The 23415-nt window shown below is 73.1% G+C and carries 20 protein-coding genes; 6 read left to right on the top strand and 14 right to left on the bottom strand.

What is annotated here, in order from left to right:
- Nucleotides 1-38: 38 nt before the first annotated feature.
- Entirely contained in the window at nucleotides 39-917 is an 879-nt protein-coding gene (locus tag ACZ7BZ_RS01785) for a geranyl diphosphate 2-C-methyltransferase (RefSeq protein WP_470356624.1), read from the bottom strand.
- Between the two features lie 63 nt (nucleotides 918-980).
- On the bottom strand, nucleotides 981-2363 hold the full coding sequence (locus ACZ7BZ_RS01780; protein ID WP_470356623.1) for a family 2 encapsulin nanocompartment cargo protein terpene cyclase: 1383 nt from the start codon (nucleotides 2361-2363) through the stop codon (nucleotides 981-983).
- 436 nt (nucleotides 2364-2799) lie between these two features.
- Here ACZ7BZ_RS01780 and ACZ7BZ_RS01775 point away from each other — a divergent pair, with 436 nt between their 5' ends.
- Entirely contained in the window at nucleotides 2800-4125 is a 1326-nt protein-coding gene (locus tag ACZ7BZ_RS01775; RefSeq protein WP_470356622.1) for a radical SAM protein, read from the top strand.
- Nucleotides 4126-4173: 48 nt separating this feature from the next.
- Here ACZ7BZ_RS01775 and ACZ7BZ_RS01770 read toward each other — a convergent pair whose 3' ends face one another.
- Both ACZ7BZ_RS01770 and sph read right to left on the bottom strand, forming a co-directional pair.
- The gene (locus ACZ7BZ_RS01770) at nucleotides 4174-4977 is read right to left on the bottom strand and encodes a thioesterase family protein (protein WP_470356621.1); all 804 of its coding nucleotides are present in this window, start codon (nucleotides 4975-4977) and stop codon (nucleotides 4174-4176) included.
- A gap of 293 nt (nucleotides 4978-5270) precedes the next feature.
- Nucleotides 5271-6248 (bottom strand): sphingomyelin phosphodiesterase, encoded by a 978-nt coding sequence (gene sph, locus ACZ7BZ_RS01765; RefSeq protein ID WP_470356620.1) that lies wholly within the window; start codon nucleotides 6246-6248, stop codon nucleotides 5271-5273.
- 319 nt (nucleotides 6249-6567) lie between these two features.
- On the opposite strand from sph, the gene ACZ7BZ_RS01760 reads away from it, so the two are divergent.
- Nucleotides 6568-8115, top strand: a complete 1548-nt coding sequence (locus ACZ7BZ_RS01760) for a Na+/H+ antiporter (protein ID WP_470356619.1) — start codon at nucleotides 6568-6570, stop codon at nucleotides 8113-8115.
- A gap of 40 nt (nucleotides 8116-8155) precedes the next feature.
- Here ACZ7BZ_RS01760 and ACZ7BZ_RS01755 read toward each other — a convergent pair whose 3' ends face one another.
- Nucleotides 8156-8584 (bottom strand): DUF3592 domain-containing protein, encoded by a 429-nt coding sequence (locus ACZ7BZ_RS01755; protein ID WP_470356618.1) that lies wholly within the window; start codon nucleotides 8582-8584, stop codon nucleotides 8156-8158.
- Nucleotides 8585-8726: 142 nt separating this feature from the next.
- On the opposite strand from ACZ7BZ_RS01755, the gene ACZ7BZ_RS01750 reads away from it, so the two are divergent.
- Nucleotides 8727-9413 (top strand): hypothetical protein, encoded by a 687-nt coding sequence (locus ACZ7BZ_RS01750; protein WP_470356617.1) that lies wholly within the window; start codon nucleotides 8727-8729, stop codon nucleotides 9411-9413.
- A gap of 111 nt (nucleotides 9414-9524) precedes the next feature.
- Nucleotides 9525-10109, top strand: coding sequence for a hypothetical protein (locus tag ACZ7BZ_RS01745; RefSeq protein WP_470356616.1), 585 nt, complete (start codon nucleotides 9525-9527; stop codon nucleotides 10107-10109).
- A 78-nt stretch (nucleotides 10110-10187) separates the two neighbouring features.
- On the opposite strand, the gene ACZ7BZ_RS01740 is transcribed toward ACZ7BZ_RS01745, so the two are convergent.
- Complete coding sequence (locus ACZ7BZ_RS01740; protein ID WP_470356615.1) at nucleotides 10188-11069, bottom strand: winged helix-turn-helix transcriptional regulator; 882 nt, start codon at nucleotides 11067-11069, stop codon at nucleotides 10188-10190.
- Between the two features lie 71 nt (nucleotides 11070-11140).
- Between ACZ7BZ_RS01740 and ACZ7BZ_RS01735 the strand changes: the two genes are divergently transcribed.
- On the top strand, nucleotides 11141-12430 hold the full coding sequence (locus tag ACZ7BZ_RS01735; protein WP_470356614.1) for an MFS transporter: 1290 nt from the start codon (nucleotides 11141-11143) through the stop codon (nucleotides 12428-12430).
- A gap of 220 nt (nucleotides 12431-12650) precedes the next feature.
- Here ACZ7BZ_RS01735 and ACZ7BZ_RS01730 read toward each other — a convergent pair whose 3' ends face one another.
- The gene (locus tag ACZ7BZ_RS01730) at nucleotides 12651-13361 is read right to left on the bottom strand and encodes a YrzE family protein (RefSeq protein WP_470356613.1); all 711 of its coding nucleotides are present in this window, start codon (nucleotides 13359-13361) and stop codon (nucleotides 12651-12653) included.
- Between the two features lie 262 nt (nucleotides 13362-13623).
- Nucleotides 13624-14418 (bottom strand): hypothetical protein, encoded by a 795-nt coding sequence (locus ACZ7BZ_RS01725; protein ID WP_470356612.1) that lies wholly within the window; start codon nucleotides 14416-14418, stop codon nucleotides 13624-13626.
- Nucleotides 14419-14856: 438 nt separating this feature from the next.
- On the opposite strand from ACZ7BZ_RS01725, the gene ACZ7BZ_RS01720 reads away from it, so the two are divergent.
- Complete coding sequence (locus tag ACZ7BZ_RS01720) at nucleotides 14857-15162, top strand: hypothetical protein (RefSeq protein WP_470356611.1); 306 nt, start codon at nucleotides 14857-14859, stop codon at nucleotides 15160-15162.
- A gap of 32 nt (nucleotides 15163-15194) precedes the next feature.
- Here ACZ7BZ_RS01720 and ACZ7BZ_RS01715 read toward each other — a convergent pair whose 3' ends face one another.
- The 6 genes from ACZ7BZ_RS01715 to ACZ7BZ_RS01690 all read right to left on the bottom strand — a co-directional run bounded on the left by ACZ7BZ_RS01715 (nucleotide 15195) and on the right by ACZ7BZ_RS01690 (nucleotide 23375).
- The gene (locus ACZ7BZ_RS01715; protein ID WP_470356610.1) at nucleotides 15195-15908 is read right to left on the bottom strand and encodes a ribonuclease H family protein; all 714 of its coding nucleotides are present in this window, start codon (nucleotides 15906-15908) and stop codon (nucleotides 15195-15197) included.
- A gap of 74 nt (nucleotides 15909-15982) precedes the next feature.
- Nucleotides 15983-18196, bottom strand: a complete 2214-nt coding sequence (locus ACZ7BZ_RS01710; RefSeq protein WP_470356609.1) for an MGH1-like glycoside hydrolase domain-containing protein — start codon at nucleotides 18194-18196, stop codon at nucleotides 15983-15985.
- Nucleotides 18193-20214 (bottom strand): beta-galactosidase, encoded by a 2022-nt coding sequence (locus ACZ7BZ_RS01705; RefSeq protein WP_470356608.1) that lies wholly within the window; start codon nucleotides 20212-20214, stop codon nucleotides 18193-18195. Before ACZ7BZ_RS01705 ends, ACZ7BZ_RS01710 begins: the two co-directional genes overlap by 4 nt.
- 10 nt (nucleotides 20215-20224) lie before the next feature.
- Nucleotides 20225-21049, bottom strand: a complete 825-nt coding sequence (locus tag ACZ7BZ_RS01700) for a carbohydrate ABC transporter permease (RefSeq protein ID WP_470356607.1) — start codon at nucleotides 21047-21049, stop codon at nucleotides 20225-20227.
- Nucleotides 21046-21972, bottom strand: coding sequence for a carbohydrate ABC transporter permease (locus ACZ7BZ_RS01695; protein WP_470356606.1), 927 nt, complete (start codon nucleotides 21970-21972; stop codon nucleotides 21046-21048). Before ACZ7BZ_RS01695 ends, ACZ7BZ_RS01700 begins: the two co-directional genes overlap by 4 nt.
- A gap of 11 nt (nucleotides 21973-21983) precedes the next feature.
- Nucleotides 21984-23375 (bottom strand): ABC transporter substrate-binding protein, encoded by a 1392-nt coding sequence (locus tag ACZ7BZ_RS01690; protein WP_470356605.1) that lies wholly within the window; start codon nucleotides 23373-23375, stop codon nucleotides 21984-21986.
- Between the last annotated feature and the right edge of the window lie 40 nt (nucleotides 23376-23415).

The raw sequence follows: 23415 nt of genomic DNA, 5'->3' as shown, positions 1-23415 counted from the left end.
AGCAGTTCGGGGAGGCCGCCCGTCGGTCCGGCGCCGGGTCAGACCCGGTCGGCCGCGATCAGCACGTACTGGAAGGAACCGTCCTTGTAGGACTCGATGAACGCCTCCTCGATGCCGGTGACCAGCGAGGTGGTGTTCCGCAGCTCCCAGTAGGGCAGGGTGTCCGGGGTGAGGTCGATGACGGCCTGGGGCACCAGGCGGTTGTCGGCCATCGCCCGCAGGTACTCGCGGCGGGAGTGGATGTTGCACTCGAAGTGGGCGTTGATCTGCGAGACCCACTTCGACGGCTGGCCGTACTTCGGGTTCCAGCAGCCGGTGATGGTGACGTAGCGGCCGCCGACCGCGAGCACCCGGGAGTGCTCGGCGAACAGGTCGTGCAGGTCGACGTACATGCTGGACTCGTTGTTCCAGGAGCCCATCACCGAGCCGTTCTCCAGCGGCATGTCCAGCATGTTGGCGACCCGGGAGCGGACGAAGTCCCCGATGCCCAGCTCGGCGGCGCGCTTGTTGCCGAAGTCGGCCTGCTGGGTGGAGAGGGTCAGGCCCTCGACCCGGCAGCCGAAGCGCTGGTGGGCCATGACCATCGAGCCGCCGCGGCCGCAGCCGGCGTCGAGCAGGGTGTGTCCGGCCTCGATGTCGCCGAGGTGGTCGAGCAGGACGTCGGCCTGGGCGGACTCCAGGCGGTGCAGCTCGGCGATGACCTTCTTCTCGCGCTCGCTGTCGGCCGCGTCGCCGATCGCCGCCTGGTCGATCTCGCCGATGCCGTAGTGGTGGTGGTACAGGCCGTCGACGTCGCCCAGGCGCAGGTTCACCGGGCGGGCCTCGTTGTTCCAGTAACGCGCGATGTCGCTCTGGTACGGAGTCGCCGGGCCGGGGATGGCGGTGCCGGGGGTGGTGAGGTCGTCGGTCAGGGACATGGGGTCAACTCCAGTGTTGTCAGCGTTGGTTATCGGAAAAAGGGGTGACTGCCGACCGGCGCGCTACCAGAAGTCAGGCAGGCTGTAGCGGTGGGTGTTGGTCTGGTGCCAGTAGTGGTTGCCGTCGAGCCAGGCGGCCACCCCGCGCAGGAACCTCACGAGCGTCGGCACCGGGCAGGCGACGGCCAGCGCGGCGGACTCGGCCTCGAAGGCGTGCATCAGCTCGTTGTGCACCTCGACGGCCTTCAGGTAGCCCTCCTGGCGCGAGACGCCCTCGCGTTCGGAGATCACCACCGGCAGGTTCAGGTGGAGCCCCGGGCCGGCCAGCTCCTTGGTGTACGAGTACAGGTCGTTGACGATCGTGGTGGCGTTGCCGGCCAGCGCGATGATCCGCTGCATGGCGGGCAGCGCGTGCAGTTCGACGGGCAGTTCGTAGCCGCCGACGGTGTCGGTGATCGTCGGGCAGGGGCGGAAGTTGTTGAACTGCCGCATCGCCAGGTACTCCCACACCTCCGGGACGGTCTCGGTCTCGGCCCACGCAGCCTCGGCCAGGTACCCCAGGTGCAGCCGCGCCATGTCGTGCCGGAAGCGGTCGGCCTGGGAGGGCGTGGAGGCACGGACGAAGTAGTCCATCGCCGAGCGGTACGAGCGCCGGGGCGCGTCCTCCGAGAGCGAGGCCTCCCAGGCCGGCTGGTACTCGGCGGTGGTGTGCAGCGGGTCCAGCGCGGTGTGCGCGAGCAGCAGGCGGCTGCCCAGGCCGACCGGCGAGCCGCCGAGGTCCTCGCAGTAGCAGTCGTCCACCGCGTTCTCGGCGACCATCAGCCGGGCCGCGAGCATCAAGTGGTCGACGCTCGGCGCGTCCGGGTGGCAGGCCACCATGTAGCGGCCGGTGGAGAAGCCGTCGAAGTCCTTCTCCCACTCCGGCGGGTAGAGCTCGATCTCGTCGATCGCCCAGGCCTTGATCTTGAGGCTGAGCGTCTCCACCCGGACGGGGTCGGGCTCGGCGATCGGGTGGTGGTACAGGCCGGGGATGGGGTCGCCGAGCTTCGGCTTCCCGCCGCTCGGCGCCGCGGCCGGTGCCCCGAAGGCCCGGCCGGGGCCGGACGGCAGGGTGGGGACGGACGGCAGGGTGGGGACGGACGGCAGGGTGGGGACGGACGGCAGGGTGGGGACGGACGGCAGGGTGGGGACGGACGGCAGGCGGACGTCGGGGAGCACGGCTTCGAGCGCCTCGGCCACGGCCTCCACCGCGACGGCCGACACCGCGCCGACCAGTGCCGCCTCGGCCGCCGGGGCTTCGGCGGCCGAGGCCTCGGCCGGAGCCGTGACCTCGGGGGCCGCGACCTCCGATGCCACGGCCTCCGTCGTCGGCGGCCTCAACTGCAGCCCGGCGGTGCCCAGTCCGGTGGGTCCGCCGAGGATCCGCTCGATCGCCGGGGAGCTCATGAGCCCACCGCCGGGGCGTGGACGGGCCCGGGTGGTGTGTCCATTCGGGTGCGCAGGGGCATGGAGCCTCCTCTGAGAGGGATCGCATGATGTGACGGGTCGTCATCCCGCCTGCCGCGAAGGGGAACTCCACGCCGCGGGCCCCGTCTCGCTCGCTGACCAACGGTAGGCGCGAAAGCCCGTTCCGGATCGCAACGGACGATCTTCTACACCCGATAGGGTGAACGTTCCGGCTGTCGGCGTTTGGCCGCGCCCCTGTCACGTATCGATCCGGCCCCCACCGGCGTCAACCTGTCGACCACCGCCCGTGTCCCGCTCCACCCGGCGGCCGGACCGCCCGGCCATCGAGCGGGCCGGTGTCCGGCCGTCCGCGTAAGAGGGAGAAGAATGGGCCGGGCGCCGTGAGAGGAACGCGGCCAGGAAGGAAGACCAGCGCATGGAGAGCCAGGCCCGCAGCCGTACCGCCCTCGTCGAGGACCTCATGGAGCGCTTCCCCGACGTGCCCCGGGAGGCGGTGATCAAGGAGGACCTGCTGCGCGGCGGCATGGCCTTCGACGATTCCGCCCTCAGTGGCAGCACCGGCGTCGACGGGGGCGGCGAGGTCAAGCCGAAGTCCTACTTCATCTTCTCCTTCGACCACCGCACCCTGCCCGAGCTGGGCGCGGCCGCACTGAACCGGCCGCCGGAGGAGGTGGTGCTGACCGGCGGGCCGTACGGGCTGCGCCGCACGGTGGTGTCGGTGCGGGTCAACCCGGACTCGCCGTACCGCGTCGGCGCGAGCGAGGACGGCGCGCTCGGGCTCTACCTGGACGGTGCGCGGATCGCCGACGTCGGCCTGCCGCCGATGCCGGACTACTACCGGCACACCCTGGCCAACGGGAAGTCGGTGATGGAGGTCGCCCCGACCATCCAGTGGGGTTACCTGATCTACCTCACGGTGTTCCGGGTCTGCCAGTACTTCGGCGCCAAGGAGGAGTGCCAGTACTGCGACATCAACCACAACTGGCGCCAGCACAAAGCCGCCGGCCGCCCGTACACCGGGGTCAAGCCGGTCGAGGAGGTGCTGGAGGCGCTGGAGATCATCGACCGCCACGACACCGCCCGCGCCTCCCGGGCGTACACCCTCACCGGTGGCGCGATCACCTCGCAGGTCGGCGGCCGGGACGAAGCCGACTTCTACGGCCAGTACGCCAAGGCCATCGAGGAGCGCTTCCCGGACCGCTGGATCGGCAAGGTGGTCGCCCAGGCGCTGCCGCGCGACGACGTACAGCGCTTCCGCGACTACGGCGTGAAGATCTACCACCCCAACTTCGAGGTGTGGGACAAGCGGCTGTTCGAGCTCTACTGCCCCGGCAAGGAGCGCTACGTCGGCCGGGACGAGTGGCACCGCCGGATCCTGGACTCCACCGAGGTGTTCGGCGCCGAGAACGTGATCCCCAACTTCGTCGCGGGCGTGGAGATGGCCGAGCCCTTCGGCTTCACCACCGTCGACGAGGCGATCGCCTCCACCCGGGAGGGACTGCGCTTCTTCATGTCCCACGGCGTCGTCCCGCGCTTCACCACCTGGTGCCCCGAGCCCACCACCCCGCTGGGCAAGGCCAACCCGCAGGGCGCGCCGCTGGAGTACCACATCCGGCTGCTGCAGACCTACCGGACCACCCTGGAGGAGTTCGGCCTCTCCTCCCCGCCCGGCTACGGGCCGGCCGGTCCCGGCAAGGCGGTGTTCTCGGTCAGCTCCTTCATGGACTCGCTGCCGGGCTGAGCCGTGCCCCGGCCGCTGCCGCCCGGGAAAGTGGCAGCGGCCGATTCGTCAACTCCCGGCCAACGGACGGACGGTGAGGATCTGCTCGGCCCGGCCCACCGGCCCGTGGACGTCGTGCAGCACCGTGCTGGTGACGCCGTGCCCGGCCGGGCCGAAGCTGACGCCGGTGTCCAGGCCGGTCCAGCCGCCGCCGGGGCGGCGGTGGAAGTGGATCGTCAGATCGGTGTTGGGGAACATCCAGGCGGTCGGCTGCTCCCGGACGGCGATGCCGTTGGCGGTGTCGACGAGCGCGATGAAGGCGGCGTGCGGGCCGCTGGGCTCCCCGGCGACCAGCTCCAGCGGAGTCGACAGCCAGGCGGCGGCCCGGCCGGGGGCGGTGGAGCGTCGGCGGACCTCGACCGAGGCGATGTAGCCGCCGGCCCACTGCTCGCTCATCGCCCAGGGCTCGAACTCCTCCGGCGCGGGCAGCCGTTGGTCGTGGGTGCCGGCCACGGCGGTGGTGTCCTGCTCGGCCAGGAACCAGGCCCGGGCCCGTACGACGGCGCGGCCGCCGATCGAGGCCACCGCCTCCACCAGCTCGATGGTGCGGCCGGGGCGGAGGGTCTCCACCGTGATCTCCAGCTCGTCCAGGGCGATCAGGCCGAGTATGTCGTAGCTGATCCGGGCCAGGGCCAGGCCGCCGGCGGGGCGGTCGGCCCGGTGGCGGTCGATCGCGTGGGCGATCAGCCCGCCCACCGGGCTGAAGTGCTGCTCGTCGGGGTGCCAGGCGCCCTGCGCGTGGGCGGTCGGCTTGTAGCGGTGCTCGCCGGTGCGCTGGTAGTAGCTGTCGGGCGCGGTGGTGGGGGTGGTCAAGGTGCGCTTCTCCTCGGGCCGGATCACTGGTGGTGCCGAAGGGGCGCCGGCCTCGGCGTGACCGGCGTCCGCGATCACGATCGTAGGAGCCCGAACCGCCCCGGTAGCTGTGATGCGCCCCACACCCGCCCCACATCCGCCCCGCACCCGCCCCGCACGCGCCTACCGCCGTCCGCGGCGGGCCGGCGGCTTGCCGACCGGCGGCGGCTGGTGTGTGACCTCCCGGTACCGACGTGGCGCGGCCCGTCCGGCGGGCCGGCCCCGGCGCACCGCCCGAGGTCAGGTCACTCGGCTCAGTGCGCGGTGAGCGGGTAGTGGTCGGAGAGGTCGGTGTAGGTATAGCGCTTGCCCCAGCTGCTGACCGTCCAGGGCGCGCTGTGCACCCGCAGCACCTCGTTGGTGTACTCCTGGGGGCGGGCGTGGTCGGCGCGGTAGAGCACGTGGTCGAGGTCCTCCTTCGGCTCGCCCGGGTAGCGGTAGGCGGCGACGGAGTTGTCGGCGGTGTCGAAGGAGTACGGCCAGCCGGTGCGGGCGGAGGCCGGGGCGAGGTTGCCGTTCTCCAGCAGGGCCTGGTACTCGGTCCCGTGGGAGTCGATGTTGAGGTCCCCGGCGAGGAGCACCGGCTCGTTCGCGGGGATCCGCTTGGCGTCCAGGAAGGCCCGCATGGCGCCGAGTTGCTTGGCCCGGACGGCGGCCGCCCGGCCCCCGGCGCAGCCGGAGTCGGTGGACTGCAGGTGGGTGCCGACCACGTGGGTGCGGCGGCCGTCGACGTCCAGGACGGCGTACGCGAAGCCCTTGTTGGACCAGGAGTCGGAGCCGCAGGAATCCTTGTAGACGTACTGCTCCCGGTGCAGGATCGGCCACTTGCTGAGTACGGTGACGCCGCCGTCCTCGGGGGTGGTGGAGCTGTAGCTGCCGGAGGTGGCGTCCCAGCCGCCGGTGGAGCGGCCGACCACGGGGGTGTGGTACGGGTAGGCGGCCGAGGCCCGGGCGGTCAGGGCGTCGGAGGCGGCGTTGTCGAAGGCCTCCTCCAGCACGACCACGTCGTGGCCCTGGAAGAAGTCCGCCGTGGCGATCGCCTGGGCACGGTGCTGCTGGCCCCAGTTGGGGTAGAGCGCGGTACTCATCAGGAAGGTGTTGTAGGTCAGGACGTCCAGCGGCGGCGCGGTGACCGGGGCGCTCTCGGCGGCGGCCGGGGTGGTGCCGAGGGCGGCGAGCACGGTGGCGGCTGCTCCGGCGGCGAGGGCGCGGCGCGGGGACGGCAGGGACATCGGGGCTCCGTAGCGGGTGTCGTGGGCCCGGCGGGTCGCGGGATGTCGTGTATCCAACTTCCGTGCGTGCACGGTCCGCAAGAGTTCCGGCGAGCATCCGGTGAATAAGTTCGGAACAGGACGACCCCTCGGTGGCGGGGGTCGCGGGCCGTCCCTGACCTGTGGTCAGCGGGGTCGGTGGCGGCCGATATTCTGCCGGACCCCGCAAAAGGACCGATAAGATGACCAGCGGTGTGCCGGGAAGTCTGGTCGGCTCGGGGGACGACTGCGGCGATCGGGCTTCGGCGACCTCGAAGGTTGCGATGGGTCGTTTCTGCAGATGCACACCGTGGGGATCGTTCTCGTCCTGGTCGTCCTGGCCACCAGCGTGGCCACCTTCGCCCGCCGATGGCGGGTACCCGCGCCCTCCTTGCTGGTGCTGGCCGGGCTCGGCGTCGCGCTCGTCCCCGGGGTGCCCGCGCTGCACGTGCCGCCGCAGATCATCGGCGCGGTGGTGCTGCCGCCGCTGCTCTACTCCTCCGCCGAGGAGCTGTCGCTGCGCGATCTGCGCACGGTGTGGCGGCCGGTCACCATCCTCTCCTTCGGCCTGGTCTTCGCCTCCGCCGCGGCCGTCGGCTTCGTGGCCGTCGCCGTCGCCGGGCTGCCGCCAGCGATGGCCTTCGTGCTCGGCGCGGTGCTCTCCAGCACCGACCCGGTCGCGGTCACCGCGCTCGGGCGCCGACTCGCGCTGCCCGGGCGGGTCCAGGTGCTGGTCCAGGCCGAGAGCCTGTTCAACGACGCCACCTCGCTGGTGCTGTTCAAGGTCGCCGTCGGCGTCGCCGTGGCGGCCGGCGGCACGGTCGACCTGCCGGCCGCGGGCGGCGAACTGGTGCTGCTCGGCGGGGGCGGCAGCCTGGTCGGCGCGGCCGTCGCCGGTCTGGTCTGGCTGCTGCGCCGCCGCACCACCGACCCGGTGCTGGAGACGGTGATAGCCCTGGTCACCCCGTACGCGGCCTATGTGCTGGCGGAGTCCGCGCACACCTCGGGCGTCACCTCGGTGGTGGTCGCCGGGGTACTGCTCGGCCGCTCCGGCCACCGGCTGACCGACGCCCGGATCCGGCTCCAGTTGCACGCCGTGTACGCGGTGGTGGTGTTCCTGCTGGAGAGCGTCGTCTTCTCGATCGTCGGCCTGGAACTGCCCGCCCTGGTCCGGGAGCTGCCGGCCGCCACCGGCTGGTGGCCGTTGCAGTCGGCGGCGATCGCCGCGGTACTGATCGCCGTCCGGGTGCTGTGGACGCTGCCGCTCACCCGGGCCTTCAAACCCAGCCGGGGGCGGCTGTCCTGGCGGGTCGCCGGGGTGGTCACCTGGGCCGGCACCCGGGGCGTGATGCCGCTGGCCGCCGCGCTGTCCATCCCACTCGCCACCGAGGCCGGCGGCGGGCTCGACGGGCGGCCGCTGGTCCTGGTGCTCACCGTCTCCAACGTCGTGCTCACCCTGGTCGTCCAGGGGCTGACGCTCGCCGCCGTGGTCAACCGCTCCGGGCTCGCCCTCGAACCCGAGCACACCGCGCGCGAGGAGGCGGACGCCCGTGACGCGCTCAACCGCGCCGCCCTGGAGCACGTGGACGGGCTGGCCGAGCTGGAGGCCGTCCCCGAGACCGCCGTCGACCGGGTGCGCCGCGCCCTCACCGCCCGGCTCGACCGCACCCCGGAGGCGCCCGACGGCACCACCGCCGACGGCGCCTACCGCCAGCTTCGGCACGAGGTCATCGCCGTCCAGAACGACCGGCTGCGCCGGCTCTACGAGGAGCACCTGATCAGCGACACCACGCTGCGGCTGCTCCAGCGCGACCTCGACCTGGAGCAGGCGGCGCTGGGACGGCCATGACCTCACCGGGCCGGACAGGGCCCGGCTGTCCGGCGGACGGTCAGAACATCAGCACCAGCAGGCCCGCCGCGCCCAGCGCACAGGCCAGCGAGAGCAGCGCCAGCCCGAACTCCCGCGGGGGCGGCGGGAACCGGCGCACCGTATGGACGGCCAGGCCCCGACCGGGGCGGGACGGGTGGTACAGCACCGTCACCTCGTCCCCCACCTGGTAGCGGCCGCCCTGCGGGCCGTCGTCGCGCCGCAGCAGTTCGACGGTGCGGCCGTCCGGCAGGCCGAACTCGATCGTCACCCGCCGGCGCTCGTAGCCCTCGGCGGTGGTCTGCCACCGGACCTTCCGCACCCGGCCGACCGTGCGGACCCCGTCCCGGCGCAGCACCCTGGCCGCCAGGCCCGCCGAGGCGAACGCCGCGGCGAACCCGGCCAGGACGGCCGCCCCGACCAGCAGGAAGAGATCGAATACCACTCCCACACCGGTCAATGTAGCCACCATGCAACGAAGTTGGGAAGACGGCCGCTCGGTGCCGCAGATCGGGCGGTACCCCGGTCTTCCGGCCGGCCGGGTCCGCCGTCACACTGTCGCGAGCACGAAGGAACCACCGAACGGGGACAGCATGGCCAAGCGTCCGAACAAGAAGCAGAAGAGACCACTCGCCACGGGGGTCAGCAGGCCGACCGGGGCCGCCCGGCGGCGCCCCCGCCAGGACGTGGCGTTCTCCCCGCGCACGGTGCGCCGCACCGCGCTCCTGGCGGGGCTGCTCGCCCCGCTGCTGATCCTCGGGCTGCTCGCGGTTGCCACCAACCCGGACTACCAGGCGCCCTGCACGATCGTCGCCGTCGTGGTGCTGATGGCGGCCGTGATCGGGGTGATGCTGATCCGCACCAGCGGCTGGGTGCTGTGGCCCGCCGTCCTGCTCGGTGTGCTGCTCCTGTCGCTCCCCACCCCCGCCCTGCGCGCCCAGCTGATCGCCCACCGCGGGGTGGACACCCGGGTGGTGATCACCTCGGCCCACAGCAGCAAGGACAAGACCGGCAAGGTCAGCTGGAGCTGCGGCATCCGGCGCGAGGACGGGCAGCCGCTGCCGCACGGCACCATCGAGGGCATCGGCTGCTCCCGCGACTCCGTCGGCCGGACCACCACCGTGCTGGCCGACCCGGACGGCTGGGCCCCGCCGGTCACCCTGGACGACGACCTCTCCTTCAGCGCCGCCGGCGTCTGGGTCGCGGGCGTGGTGGCCGTCCTCTGGACGGGCCTCACCTTCGGCGCGGCCCGTCGGACCCTCCGCGGCCGGAAGGCCTGACCCATGACGGCACGGGAACCCCGACCGGCGGAGCCCGCCGGCGCGCCGGGGGCGTCAAGAACGCGCGAAACTGCCTGGTGCCCCCGTGGCCTGCGGGGATAGCGTGACGCCGTGAACGAACTGGTGTTCCGGGGCAAGGACCTGTTCCGCCCCTCCAAGTCGCACCTCATCGGCGCGATCTGCTTCGCGGTCATCATGATGACGGTCGGCGTCCTGCGCTCCGGCCCGGTGTTCATGGCCTGGTCGCTGGCCTCCGTCGTGGTGCTGTTCACGCCGGTCTACTACAGCTCGTGGCGGGGGTGGAGCCGGGTCGGGCCCGACGGGGTCACGATCTGCTGGGGCTTCGGGGCCGGCCGGACGTACTCCTGGCAGGAGATCCGCTGGGTCGACGTCCGCGAGACCCCGCTCAACAGCGTGGCCGGCAGCGGGGGGACGGCCCGGGCGGCGCGGATCTTCACCACGAGCGGGCGCCGGCGCTCGCTGCCGGGCCTGGCCTGGAGCCCGCTGTACCCGGCCGAGGACTTCGACGTGAACGTCGAGCGGGTGCGCAACTGGTGGGAGTCGTGCACCGAGGAGGCGCAGCGCGTCCGGCCGGCCCGGCAGCTCCGGGACCGGCTCACGCCGACGACGGCGGCGATCATCGCCGTCGTCCTGATCATGGTGGTCGGCTGGTTCGTGATCGCCTCGCGGTACTGACCGCCTTTCGGCCCGGGGCAGTTGAACGGGTGCGCCACGGTCCGACCGGTGGCGCACCCGTCGTCGTCCATGCCGCCGTCAGCCCCGCAGGCCGTCCAGCAGTGCGAGGGCGTCCTCGACCGAACCCGCCGGGTCTGCGACGGGGTAGAGCACACCCCGGACGGTACGGCCGGCGTCGAGGACCAGGGTGAGCCGCTTGAGGCGCTCGACGCCGGCGGCGCGGAAGGTGGGCAGCCGCAGCCCGGCGGCCAGTTCGAGTCCGGCGTCGGAGAGCAGCGGGAACGGGATCCGGGCGTGCTCGGCGAACGCGGCCAGCTGGTCCGGGCGTTGGGTGCTGACGCCGTAGACGGCGGTGTCGCGGGCGGCGAACTCGCCCATCCGGTCGCGGTAGGTGCAGGACTCCAGGGTGCAGCCGGGCGCGCCGGGGATGTCGCCCCAGCCGGGCGGGTGGTCGGCCCCGCCGGGCGCGTAGGCGCCGGGGTAGCAGTACAGCACCGTCCAGGCGTGGTCGGCGGCGACCGGGTCGACCGCGGCGCCGGTGGCGGCGGTCAGTTCCAGAACGGGCAGCCGGTGGCCGGTGAGTGCCGTGACCCGGCGGGTCTCGGCGGAGTCGGGGGTGCTGGTGGCGGAGAGCGTGCCGTCGCCCAGGACGTAGCGCCCGCCCCAGTCCTGGAGGGCGACCAGCACCGGCAGCAGTCCGCGGCCGCGCTCGGTCAGGTGGTACTCGTAGCGCGGCGGGTGCGGGTGGTAGAGCCGCTTCTCCAGGACGCCGTCGGCGACCAGCGCCTTGAGGCGCTCGGTGAGCACCTTGCGGCTGATGCCGAGCGCGTTCTGCAGGGCGTCGAACTGGTGGATGCCGCCGGCGACGTCCCTGATCAGGAGCAGGGTCCAGGTGTCCCCGACCACGGTCAGGGCCTGGGAGATCGCGCAGTCGGGGTCAGCCGCTTCCGTGTGCCGCATGATCACCCATTATAGTGAGTTCCCAAAAGGAACTCACTCGGTCTCGCGACCGGTGACGCGAAGGGGTGGACGTGACGACGCAGACGGTGGGCGGCGCGAGAACGACGGACCCGGACGGCGGTCGGGGACGCGGCGGCGGGGCGGGCAGCGGCAGCGGGGCGGCGGCGTTCTGGCGCTACTGGAGCGCCTCCACGGTCAGCCGACTCGGCGACCAGGTGACCACGGTGGCCCTGCCGCTGATAGCGGTCGTCACCCTGCACGCCTCGGCCTTCCAGGTCGGCCTGATCACCGGCGCCGCCTACGTCGCCTGGCTGCTGATCGGCCTCCCCGCCGGCGTGCTCGTCCAGCGGCTCCCGCTGCGCGGCACCCAGGTCGCGATGGACCTGATCCGCGCCGCCGCCGTCGCCTCGGTGCCACTGGCGGCCGCGCTCGGTGTCCTGGGGATGCCCCAACTGGTCGTGGTGGCACTGCTGGTGGGCTTCGCCAGTGTCCTGTTCGACGTGGGCAACTCCACCTTCCTGCCCGCCGTCGTCCCCAAGGAGCAGCTGACCGCCCGCAACAGCCTGCTCTCCGGCAGCATCGCCGCCACCGACCTGGCCGGGCCCTCGCTCGGCGGCGTGCTGGTGCAACTGGTCGGCGGCGCGGCCTCGATGCTGCTGGACGCCGTCAGCTACCTGACCTCGGCCACCCTGCTCGGCAGCCTGCCGCCGGTCGGCCCGCCCGCCGCCCGGCCGACCGGTGGCACCGGGATGCGCGAGCAGATCCGCGAGGGCTGGCGGTTCGTCGCCCGGCACCCGGTGATCCGGCCCTGCGTCGCCGACGCCACCGCGGTGAACTTCGTCTGCGGCGGGCTGATGACGCTCACCCCGGTCTTCCTGATCCGCACCCTCGACGCCCCGGCCGCCGCCGTCGGCGCCCTGATGGCCACCGGCGGGCTCGGCAGCCTGCTCGGTGCCGCCGCCACGCCCCGACTGGTGGCCCGGTTCGGCAGTGCCCGGGCCCTGCGCTGGGCGGCGGCGGTCGCCACCGGCTTCGCCCTGCTGCTCCCGCTCGCCGGGTCCGGCTGGGCCACCCTGGTCTTCGCCCTCGGCAACGCCGGGTTCTCGGCCGGGGTCGTGGTCACCAGCATCGTCACCCGCACCCACCGGCAGACCGAGACGCCCCCGGAGCTACTGTCCCGGGTGATGGCCACGGTCCGCTTCGTCTCCTGGGGCGCCATCCCGGTCGGCGCCCTGGCCGCCGGCGCCGCCGCGGCCGCCTGGGGGCCGCGCACCGCGCTGCTACTGGTCGCGGTCGTCAGCGTGGCGAGCCCGCTGATCCTGCTGGCCGGCCCGATCCGCCGGATGCGCGAGCTGGCCTGAGGCCGGGCCGGGGCGCCTGCCGGTCCGGCGTCCCGTCCCGGTGGGCACCGTACGGCCGGTACGGTGCCCACCGGCCGGCAGCTACTGCTCGGCGGCGGTCAGGGCGCCCTGCTCGGGCAGGGCGGAAGGCCGACATCGGCCACCGCAACTGGGAACGGCTCACCGCCCGAGGCGTCCGAGCCGCCCGCCCCGCCGGAGCTGTCCGGGTCGACCGCCCCGCTCAGAGCCCGCTCGGCCAGGCGTAGTTACTCGGTACGGTGACCGAGGCGTTCTCCGCCGCCGTGCCGTACACCAGGGCGATCTCGTCGTGGGCGTTCAGCCGGATCGCCGCCGGGTCGCCGGCCACCGGCTTGCCGTCGACGTACGCGGTCAGGGTGTGGGTGGCGTCGGTGCGCAGCCCGCCGAGGTGGTCGGCGGAGGCGGAGACCTGCCACTCGGTCAGGAACTGGCCCAGGGTGAAGTCGGCGCTCACCGGCGACTCGACGTGGATGACGCCGCTGGCGTCATGGGTGTGCAGAGGACTGATCCGCTGGGCGCCCTCGTCGATGCCGACCAGTGCGGGCACCGTCACCGGCTGCCCGTCGGCGTAGACGTCGAGGTGGGCGTGGATGTGCAGGGCGGCGCCCTCGGCGCCGAGCATCGGCAGCCCGGCCGCCTTGACGGCCGCCGCGACATCGGCGGGCGCGTCCCAGGGCGGCGGGGTGGTGCGGCCCTCGGCGGTCGTCCGGGGGTGGGCCGGGACGCCGCTGGGGCTGGAGGCGCTCTGGTTGGTGGCGATCACGACGGCGATCCCGCCGATCACGACGAGCACCAGCAGGCCGATCAGCCCGCCGACCAGCCATCGCCGGTCCCGGGCGTGCCGGGCCTCCGCGGCCCGGAGTGCCGCGACACGGGCCTTCCGGTCTGAGGGTCCCGGTTTCTGCGCTGACATGGCTGCCGGCCTCCTCGTCCGAGGCGGTTCCTCCCTTCAGCCTTGCAGAGTCGGCCCGACCGGGCGCGCCGAGCCGGGGCCGGCCGCAGCCGGTGACCGGACGGCCACCGCCGGTGGCCGGGACGGGCGTTCGGCGCCACCGAAACGGCCTCGGCCCCCACGAAGGGGGCCGAGGCCGGTGGGGCCTGTCGTCGAACTCCCGACTGCGGCAGTTCGACGACAGGCCCCAGGGAAGACGACAGGCCCCAGGGAAGGAGCGCGGTCAGCGCTGGCCCGGGTAGCCCTGCTGTCCCGGCTGGCCCGGGTAGGGCACGTTCGGGACCTGCGGCGGGTACGGCTGGGCCGGCGGAGGCACCTGGGCACCCGGCTGCGGCGGGTACGGCTGGGCCGGCGGGTAGGCCTGCGGCGCCTGCTGCGGCGGGTAGGGCTGACCCTGCTGCGGCGGGTAGGGCTGCGGCGCCGCCGCCTGCGGGTACGGCTGCGCCGCCGGCTGTGCACCGAAGCCCGGCTGCTGCTGGATCATCTGCTGGCCGGGCATCGGCTGCCCCATCGGCTGACCGGGCGTCTGGTAGCCGGGCATCGGGTAGCCCTGGTTCTGCGGCGTGTCGAAGGGCTGCGAGCTCTCGTCGATCGACCCGGGCGGGAAGGCGGCGCTCAGCTGGTCCATCTCGGCCCGCCAGATGCGGTGGATGTTCAGGCGCACCGGCTTGCTCTCACCCGGCATCTGGAGGTACATCGAGCTCCAGATGCTCGCCCGCTTGACCCGGCTGACCGGGAAGGCGTGCCGCGGGTAGGCCGCGACCACGTCGCCGGGGCGGTTGTTCCAGCGGTTGGCCGAGTTGACCACCACGTGGCTGTTGGTGAGCGTCAGGAAGTAGTACCTGCGGGTCAGCACGATGATCAGGCCGACGAGCGGTATCTCACCGAGTGCGGCGGCGAGCCACGGGCTGGGCCCGCTCTCCGCGTGCACGCAGGCGATGAAGGTCTCCCCGGGAGGCGCGACCTGCGCGAGCTTCTCGATGACCTGGGCCTTCTGCTTGGCCCGGAGGAATGCCATGTCTTCTGTACCTCTTACCCCGTCTTGTCCGCCGGCTCGGTGCGGCGGGAAATCGGCTGAGGTTAGCAGGTGGTGATGACACTTCGAACACCAGCGCCACCGGGGCCGACGACGCCCCGCCGGGCGGAGGGCCGGCGGGGCCGAGTCGGCATACGGAGCATCCGCCGGACAGGCCCTCGCGTTCGCCCCGGGCTCGGCGGCCGGGCGGTCCGGCGCACCGCGACGCGCGGTTCAGTGCACGGTGGTGACGGTGAAGCCCTCCGGTGCGCGCAGCCGGACGGCTCCGGTGTGGTCGGTCTCCACCTCGACCGGCAGCCCGGTCACCGTCAGCCCGCGGATCCGCAGCGACTCGGACCCGGCCGGGAGCCGGTCCCGGACCGGCAGCCGGCAATGGGGGCGTCCGCGTCCTGGCCGAGCAGCGCCTGCCCGGTCGGGGTCTTGACGATCGCTTCCACCCGGCGCGACCTTTCTGCCGTTGGAGCGTTCCGAGACATTGACTCCCCTGGTGGAATTGATGGAACCCCCGTTTGGAACGCTCCAAGCCGAGCCCTTCGAAGCCCAGCCCCGGGGCTGTCCGGCCTCTCCATATCCGTCGCGGTCTCCGCCGACAAGCCGCTGAAGGACGTCGAGGCCTTCAAGAACGCGGGCGCGACGGACCAGAAGGACGTCACGCCCGACAAGTCGGTGCGGATCTCCTACGTCATCGCGGACAAGAAGGGCACCAAGCTCCTGGCCGCCGCCTGAGTACCCGCACTCAGGCGGCGGCCCGGCGGTGCTCAGGCGTGGGCGGCGGCGCACTCCGGGTGGCCCCAGCTGGCGCCCACCTTGGTGATCTTGTCGCCCTTGGCGTACGGGCGGCTGCACGGGCAGGTGCCCGGGAAGCGGGCGTTCAGGGTGCGCGAGGTGCCGCTGCGCTTGGCGCCGCCGGAGCCGACGCCGCTGCCGCTTCCGGCGGCGGTGGAGCGGGCGGGGCGGGCCTTGGGCGCCTTGGTGGCCGCGGCCGGGTCGGGCACCGGGAGGTCGGCGGCCGTCCCGGCGGCGGCCCGCTGGGTGCGGGCGGCGTCACTGGCGGCCTGGTCGGCGATGGCGTTCAGCGGGTCGCCGTCCACCTGGTGGGCGGGGACGTACACGAAGGTGACGTCCCGGCCCTCCAGGAGTTCGTCGATCCGCTGGATCAGCTCCCGGTTGGCCACCGGCTTGCCCGCGGCCGTCTTCCAGCCGTTGCGCTTCCAGCCCTTGAGCCACTTGGTGACCGAGTCGCGGGTGTAGGTGCTGTCCAGCCGGACCTCCAGCGGCACGGCCGGGTCGGTGGCGGACAGCAGCTGCTGAAGCGCCGTCAGCTCGCCGATGTTGTTGGTGCTGTGACCGAGCGGCCCGGCCTCCCAGCGCTGGGGCGCCCCGGCGCTGTCCGCGACCACGTAGGCCCACGCCGCCGGGCCCGGGTTGCCCTTGGCCGCTCCGTCACACGCTGCAATGAGTCGTTCCACCATGCCCCCGATCATGCCTGGTCAGGCGACCCGGAGCCAAAGCGGGTCAGGGCTGAAGCGGGTCAGGGCCGGAGCCGTCAGAGCCGCAGGAGCGGGAGCAGCAGCGCGGCGGACCAGCTGAAGTTGGTGGAGTTGCGGCCCGCGCCGGTCAGCGGATCGTAGTTCTCCCGCACCGGCCCGTCGCTGCTCAGGCCCTCGGCGGCGGCGAGCAGGCGTTCCACCGCCCGGCGGGCGTCCTGGTCCCAGCCGTACCGGCGCAGTCCCTCGATCGCGAAGTAGGTCTGGTCGAGCCAGGCCAGGCCGCGCCAGTAGCCGGCCGGGTCGAAGGACGGCGAGCTGCGGGCCACGGTCGGGAAGGGCATCGGGGTGCCGAACTCCTTCGGGTCGAGCAGCAGGCTGCGCACCCTACGGGCCTGGGCGGGGGCGGCGCTGCCGGACCACAGCGGGACGGCGCCCTCGATGCCCCGGCCGCGGGCGGTCAGCCGGGCGCCGGTGGCGAGGTCGGTGTCATGGAACCAGCCGGTGGCCGGGTCGTACATGGTGGCGCGGATCGCGGCGTCGATCCGCTCGGCCCCGGTGCGCAGCCGCTGCGCGCCGGGGCGGTCGCCGAGTTCGGCGGCGATCAGGGCCAGGTGGCGGTGGTCGGCGGCGAGGTAGGCGTTGAGGTCGACGGAACGCTGGGTGAGCGACCAGCCGAGCAGGGTGCCCCCGGCGTCCCGGTTGGGGACGACGGTGGCGGCGTCGAAGCGCGGGGCGTTGTCCATGCCGGACTCCCAGGCCGCCGCCTGCCGGCAGTCCTCGGGGGCGGCGTTGGCCGGGTCGACGGTGGCGCCGTACTCGCACAGGCCCTCGCCGAGGTGGTCCCGGGTGCGGTACCACCAGTCCTGGTAGGCGGTGAGCTTGGGCAGCAGTTCGCGCAGGAAGGCCCGGTCGCCACTGCGCCGGTACACCTCCCAGACCGCCCAGGCGGCCAGCGGGGGCTTGGAGTTGCGTTCGTTCCAGTTGCCGCCGCCGGTGGACGGGTCGTTGTAGAAGACGCAGTCCGGGACCATGCCGGCGTCCTGGGGGCGGTCGGGCGAGTCCGGTCCGATCTGGTGGTCGAAGACGGCCCGGATCTGGTCGGCGGCCAGGCCGGGGGCGAACAGCGCGGTGCCGACGGCCTGTTTCCAGGTGTCCCAGGCCCAGACGCCGCTGAACCACTTGTCGGACAGCGAGGGGGTGACGGCGTCGTGCCGGATCCGCCCGGCCGGGCTGCGCCAGTTGGTGACCAGGGTCTGCACGCACTTGACGGCGGTGCGGCGCCGGGCGGCCGGGACGCCCTCGGTGGCGCGGGCCAGGTAGCCGGCCCAGCGGGCCCGCCCGGCCGCGGCGGTCCGCTCGGGGGCGCGCAGCGCCGCCTCGGCCTCCCGGGCGGCGCGGTCGTACTCCTCGGCGGTGAAGGTGTAGCTCTCGGTCCAGTCCAGGGTGCGGCTCGCGCCGGGCGACAGTCGTACGGGGTCGGTGAGTTCGGTGCGGTGACCATCGCCACTGAGCGTGATGCGGACCGGCTGGGCGTGCCGGACGGCGAAGCGCTCGGTGCCGTCGGTCAGGTAGTCCCAGGTCCGGCGGACCTTGGCGAAGCCCACCTCGATGCCGCGTTCGCCGGCCCGCAGGTTCGGTGCGTCGCGCTGGGGGCCGTCGGCGGGGCGCAACAGGGTGCCGGTCCAAGCGACGGCCAGGGTGCGGGCGGCTCGGCCGGTGTTGGCCAGGCGGGCGCGGAGCAGGGCGGTGCGGTTGCCGGCGAAGCGCAGTTCGAGGGTGAGGGTGAGGCCGTCGCCGAGCGCGTAGGACTGGCGGAGCAGTCCGGGCAGGGCGGTGAGGGCGGGGGCGCCGCCGGCGCTGAGGTCCAGCGGTTCGCCCTGTTCGGTGAGCTGGAGGCGGGTGAGGCCGTCGCTGAGCCACCAGGGGTACTCCTGGGCGAGGTACAGCGGGCCGGTGAAGCCGCCTGACTGGTCGCCCGGGTGGGGCAGGGCGTAGGCGTGCCAGGCGCCGAGGTCGGCGAAGACGGTGATCGGGTTGTTGTCGCCGGGGTAGGCCTGGGTGGGGGTGCCGTGCAGGTCGAGGACGTCGGCGTAGCGTTCGGCGTCCAGGTTCTCGGCGTCCAGGTTCTCGGCGTCCAGGTTCTCGTCCTCCGGCTTCTGGGCGTCCGGCTTCTCCTCGGGCTGGGCGGCGTGGGCGGGCGGTGCGGCGAGGGTGCCGGTGGCCGTCAGGGCGGAAGCTGCCAGGAAGCGGCGGCGGGTCAGCGGGTTCATGCGCGCTCCTCGGGGGCGGGCAGGCGGAGGACGGCGGCGCCGAGCGGGGCGAGGGTGAGGGCGGCACCGGTGGCTGCGCCGGTGAGCAGGTCGGTGCCGGGGCGCTCCAGCGCCACCCGGCGGTCGGCGGGGCCGTGGTTGAGCAGGAAGAGGTACTCGGTGCCGTCGGCGGCGCGGCGGCGGGTGGCCTCGACGCCCTCGGGCAGTCCGGGCAGTTCTGGGCCGGCGCCGGCCTCGGCGAGCGGCAGGTCGAGCACCCGGGCGACGTCCGGGCCGAGGTGGCAGCCGAGGTACCAGGCGCTGCCGGCGCCGTGCCGGTGGCGGGTGACGGCGGGGCGGCCGGTGAGTTCGCCGGAGGTGTAGCGGGCGAGGGTCTCGGCGCCCTCGGGTTCGATCCACTCGCTCCAGTGCACGGCGTGCAGGTCCTGGTCGTCGAGCCGTACGGAGGTGGTCCCGCCGTCCGGGATCGGCCAGTGCTCGTCCACGACCAGGCCGAGCAGTCCGCGCAGCGGGCCGGGGTGGCCACCGGGGTGGATGTGGTCGTGCCGGTCGGTGATGCCGCTGAAGGGGCCGCAGACCAGTCGGCCGCCGTCGTGGACGTAGGCGGTGAGGCGGTCGGCGGTGGCGGTGTCGAGCAGGTAGAGGTTGGGGGCGAGCAGCACCCGGTAACCGTCGTACGGCGCGCCGGGCGGGAGGAAGTCGACGGTGGTGCCGCGCCGGTGCAGGGCGGCGTACCAGGGGCGGAGCAGGTCGAGCCAGCGCATCCGGGCTGAGGGGTGGTCGTCCAGTTCCAGCGCCCACCAGCTGTCCCAGTCGAGCAGGATCCCGACCTGGCCGCGGAGCCGGCTGCCCGCGACCTCGCCGAGGCGGCGCAGTTCGGCGCCGAGGGCGACGGTCCGCTGCCAGCCGTGCGCGGCGGTGCCCCGGTGCGGCAGCATCGCGCTGTGGAACTTCTCGGCGCCGGCCACCGAGGCGCGCCACTGGAAGTGCAGCACGCCGTCGGCGCCGCGGGCCAGCGCCTGGAGCGACCAGAGGCGGTACAGGCCGGGGCGTTTGGGGACGTTCACCGGGCGCCAGCTGACCGCGGAGGGGGCCTGTTCCATCAGCAGCCAGGGCCGGCCGGCCTTGAGGGAGCGCATCAGGTCGTAGTTCATGGCGGCGTTGACGTGGGCGTGCGAGTCGGCCGGGTCGGGGTAGGCGTCGTCGGAGACGAAGTCCTCGTGCCGGCTCCACTCCCAGTAGTCGAGGGCCTTGAGCATCGACATGAAGTTGGTGGTGACCGGCACCCCGGGCGAGAGTTCGTCGAGGACGGCCTTCTCGGCGCGGTGCAGGGCGAGCAGGGCGTCCGAGCAGAACCGCCGCCAGTCCAGCAGCTGGGTGGGGTTGACCGGGCCGGGTGCGGCGCGCGGCGGCTCGACCTGCTCGAAGGAGTCGTACCGCTGGGACCAGCAAGCCGTCCCCCAGGAGCGGTTCAACTCCTCGACGGTGCCGTGGCGTTCACGCAGCCAGCGGCGGAAGTCGGCGGCCGACCGGGCGCAGAAGCACTCCTGGACGTGGTCGCCGTACTCGTTGTGGATGTGCCACAGGGCGAGCGCGGGGTGGTCGTGGTAGCGCTCGGCGAGCCTGCGGGTGAGCCGGACGGCGGCGGCCCGGTAGACCGGGGAGGAGGGGCAGTAGTGCTGGCGGGAGCCGAACTCCAGCCGGACGCCGTCGGCGGTGACGGGCAGCAGCTCGGGGTGGGCGCGGACCAGCCAGGCGGGCGGGGAGGCGGTGGCGGTGGCCAGGTCGACGGCCAGGCCGTGCCGGTGGGCGAGGTCGAGCAGCCGGTCCAGCCAGCCGAAGTCCCAGCTGTGGGCGTCGGGTTGGAGCCGGGCCCAGGAGAACACGCCGACGGTGACCAGGTTGACCCCGGCCTCGGCCATCAGCTTGACGTCCTCGGCCCACACCTCCTCGGGCCACTGCTCGGGGTTCCAGTCCCCGCCGTACAGCAGGCCGGGCACGCGGGTGAGTCGGTCCATGCGGGTGTCATCATCCCTTCAGGGCGCCGCCGAGCAGGCCGGCCACGAACTGCCGCTGGAAGAGCAGGAAGAGCACCATCAGCGGGAGGGTGGCCAGGAAGGAGCCCAGCATCAGGCCGGAGTAGTCGACGTGGGTGAGCCCGGTCAGCGTGTTGAGCGCGACCGGGACGGTGTACCTGTCCTGGGTGTTGAGCATCAGCAGCGGCCAGATGAAGCTGTTCCACTGGCCCATGAAGGTGAAGATGACGAGAGCCCCCAACTGCGGCCGTACGCACGGCAGGACGATCCGGTAGAAGGTGCGCAGCTCGCCGGCGCCGTCGATCCGGGCGGACTCCAGCAGTTCGTCGGGGAAGTCCAGGAAGCTCTGGCGCATCAGCAGGATGCCGAAGGAGTTGGCGAGGAAGGGCAGGATGACGGCCTGGTAGCTGTCGATCCAGCCGAGGCTGGCCATCATCTGGAACAGCGGGACCAGCAGCACCTGGAGCGGGATCATCATGGTGGCCAGCACCAGGCCGAGCAGCAGGCCGCGGCCGCGGAAGCGGTACTTGGCCAGCCCGTAGCCGCACATGGCGGACAGCAGCGAGCTGAGCAGGGTGTGCACGACGGCGACGCCGAGACTGTTGAGCATCACCCGGCCGAAGCCGATGCTCTGCTGGAGGTGCGCCAGGTTGCGCAGCAGTTCGCCGCCGGGCAGGAACGGCGGTGGGGAGTGGAAGAGTTCGGAGCTGCTGTGGGTGGCGGCGATCAGCATCCAGGCGAAGGGCAGCAGGCTGACGGCGGCGCCGAGGGCGAGCAGGGTGAGCACAGCGGCGCGGCCCAGGAGTCTTCCGCTCATCGGCGGCGTTCCCTTCCGTAGAGCCGGAACTGCAGCAGCGAGACCGCGGCGATGATCAGCACCACCGCCCAGGCGATGGCGGCCGCGTAGCCGAAGTCCAGTTGCTGGAAGCCGACCTTGTACAGGTAGACCACCGGGGTGAGGGTGGCGTCGCCGGGGCCGCCGCGGGTCAGCACGTAGTTCTCGTCGAAGAGTTGGAGGGTGCCGATGGTGGAGGTGATGACGCAGAACAGCACCACCGGCCGCAACTGCGGCAGCACCACCCCGGTGTAGGTGCGGACGGTGCCGGCACCGTCGAGGGCGGCGGCCTCGTACTGGTCACGGCCGATCGCCTGGAGCCCGGCCAACAGGATCACGGCGTTGTAGCCGGTCCACCGCCAGGTGACCGAGCCGATCAGTGAAATCCTTGCCCAGGCGGCCGAGTTGAGCCAGTCGACCGGGCCGAGGCCGAGCGCCTGGAGGGCCTGGTTGGCGAGGCCGCCGTCGGTGCGCAGCAGCACCTGGAAGACGACGGCGTAGGCGACCAGGGTGGTGATCGCGGGCAGGAAGAAGACCGCCCGCCAGCCCGAACGGAAGCGCAGCCAGGACTGGTTGAGCAGCACGGCGAGCACCAGGGCGAGACCGATCATCACCGGCACCTGGACGGCGAGGATGAGCCCGGTGTTGGCCAGGGAGTGCAGGAAGGCCGGGTCGTCCAGCAGCCGGCGGTACTGGTCGAGGCCGACGAAGACGTCCACGCCGTCGCGGCGGGCGGTGAGGCTCTGGTAGAGGCTGGCACCCAGGGGGTAGGCGAAGAACAGGGTGAACAGGGCGGCGGTGGGGCCCGCGAACAGCCAGGCGGCGGTGCGCGGGCGGCGGTGCCCGCGGGCCCGGGTGGTGCGGGCGGCGGGCTTGCCCAGGGTGGCCGGGGCGCTGCTGGTCATGGCGCCCACCCCTAGGTGATCGTGGGGCGGCCGGTCGCGGTGGCGATCTGTCGGGCGGCGGAGCGCAGCACGGTGCCCGGGTCGGCGCCGTTGTGGAGCACCTGGTTGACGGCGGTGGTGACGATGTCGCCGGCCTTGGAGTCGTCGGAGGTGCGCTCGACGCCGGGGATGGTGCGGGCGAGGTCGGCGAACAGCTTCATCGCGGGCTGGCCGCCGTAGTAGGGCGAGGGCTGCTGGAAGTACGGGTCGTCCAGGGCGGGGAGGTAGGCCGGGAAGAGGCCTTCGTGCTGCATCATCGAGGCCTGGTTGGCCTTGTCGGCGAGCAGGTGGGAGAGGAAGGCCCAGGCCGTCTCCGGGTTCCCGCTCTGGGTGGTGACGCACAGGGCGGAGCCGCCGCTGTTGGAGGTGCGGCTGCCGCCGGGGGTGAAGGCGGGGAGCGGGACGACGCCGAACTTGCCGGAGAGGTCGGCCATGTCTCCGGTGAGGGTGCCGTCCCACCAGGCGGCGGTGGGGGTGGTGGCGGCCTTGCCGTCGTGGGTGGCGGAGACCAGGCCGTCCCAGCCGTCCTCGAAGTCGACCAGGCCGCGGTCGACGAGCTGTTTCAGCAGGGTGAGCGCGCGCTCGGCGGCGGGGGTGGCGACGGCCACCTTGCCGTCGGTGAACCAGGACTGGCCCTGCTGCTGGAGGAGTTGGGCGAACAGGCTGTCCTTCTTGGCGTCCAGGATGAGCAGCTTCCTGCCGGTGGCGTTCTTCAGGGTCGTGCCGGCGGTGAGGTAGTCGTCCCAGGTGGCGAGGCCGGCGGGGTCGATGCCGGCCTGCTGGAAGTGGTCCCGGCGGTAGAACAGGGCGCACGGCCCGCTGTCCCAGGGCAGCGCGAAGACCCGGCCCTTGGCATCGGTGACGGCGCGCCAAGTGGAGTCGGCGAAACGGGGCTTGAGGTCGGCGGCCCGGCTGCTGAGGTCGACCAGGGCGTTCGGGAAGTTGCCGAGGTAGCTGGGGAGCCGGCTGCCCTCGACGGTGAGGATGTCGGGCAGTCCGCTGCCGGCACCGAGGCCGACGGTGATCTTGTCGTAGGCGTTGTCGTAGCCGATGTCGACGACGTCGACCGTGGCGCCCGGGTGGGCCTGTTCGAAGGTCTTGCCGAGGCGCTGCATGGCTTTGGCCGCGACGTCCCAGGACCAGACGGTGATCTTCCCGCCGACGGTGGCGCCCGGGCTGCCGCCGAGCTGCCTGGCACTCGGCCCGCCGGCCCCGCCGGTGGCGCAGCCGGTGACCCCGGTCAGCAGCAGTGCGCCGCCCGCGAGTCCGGCGCCGAGGAGCCGGCGGCGGTCCAGTTCCGGGCCGGATCCGCGGCGTCCGTAGGTGAGTTGGGGCTGTTTTCCGGGCCGGGTTGGTGCGGACATCTTGCCTCCCGACTGGTGAATGCCGAATGCTGTATACAGA

The sequence above is a fragment of the Kitasatospora sp. NPDC036934 genome (genome assembly GCF_055608425.1).
The sequence above is the reverse complement of the archived record's forward strand: the minus strand, read 5'-3'. Positions and strand labels throughout refer to the sequence as shown.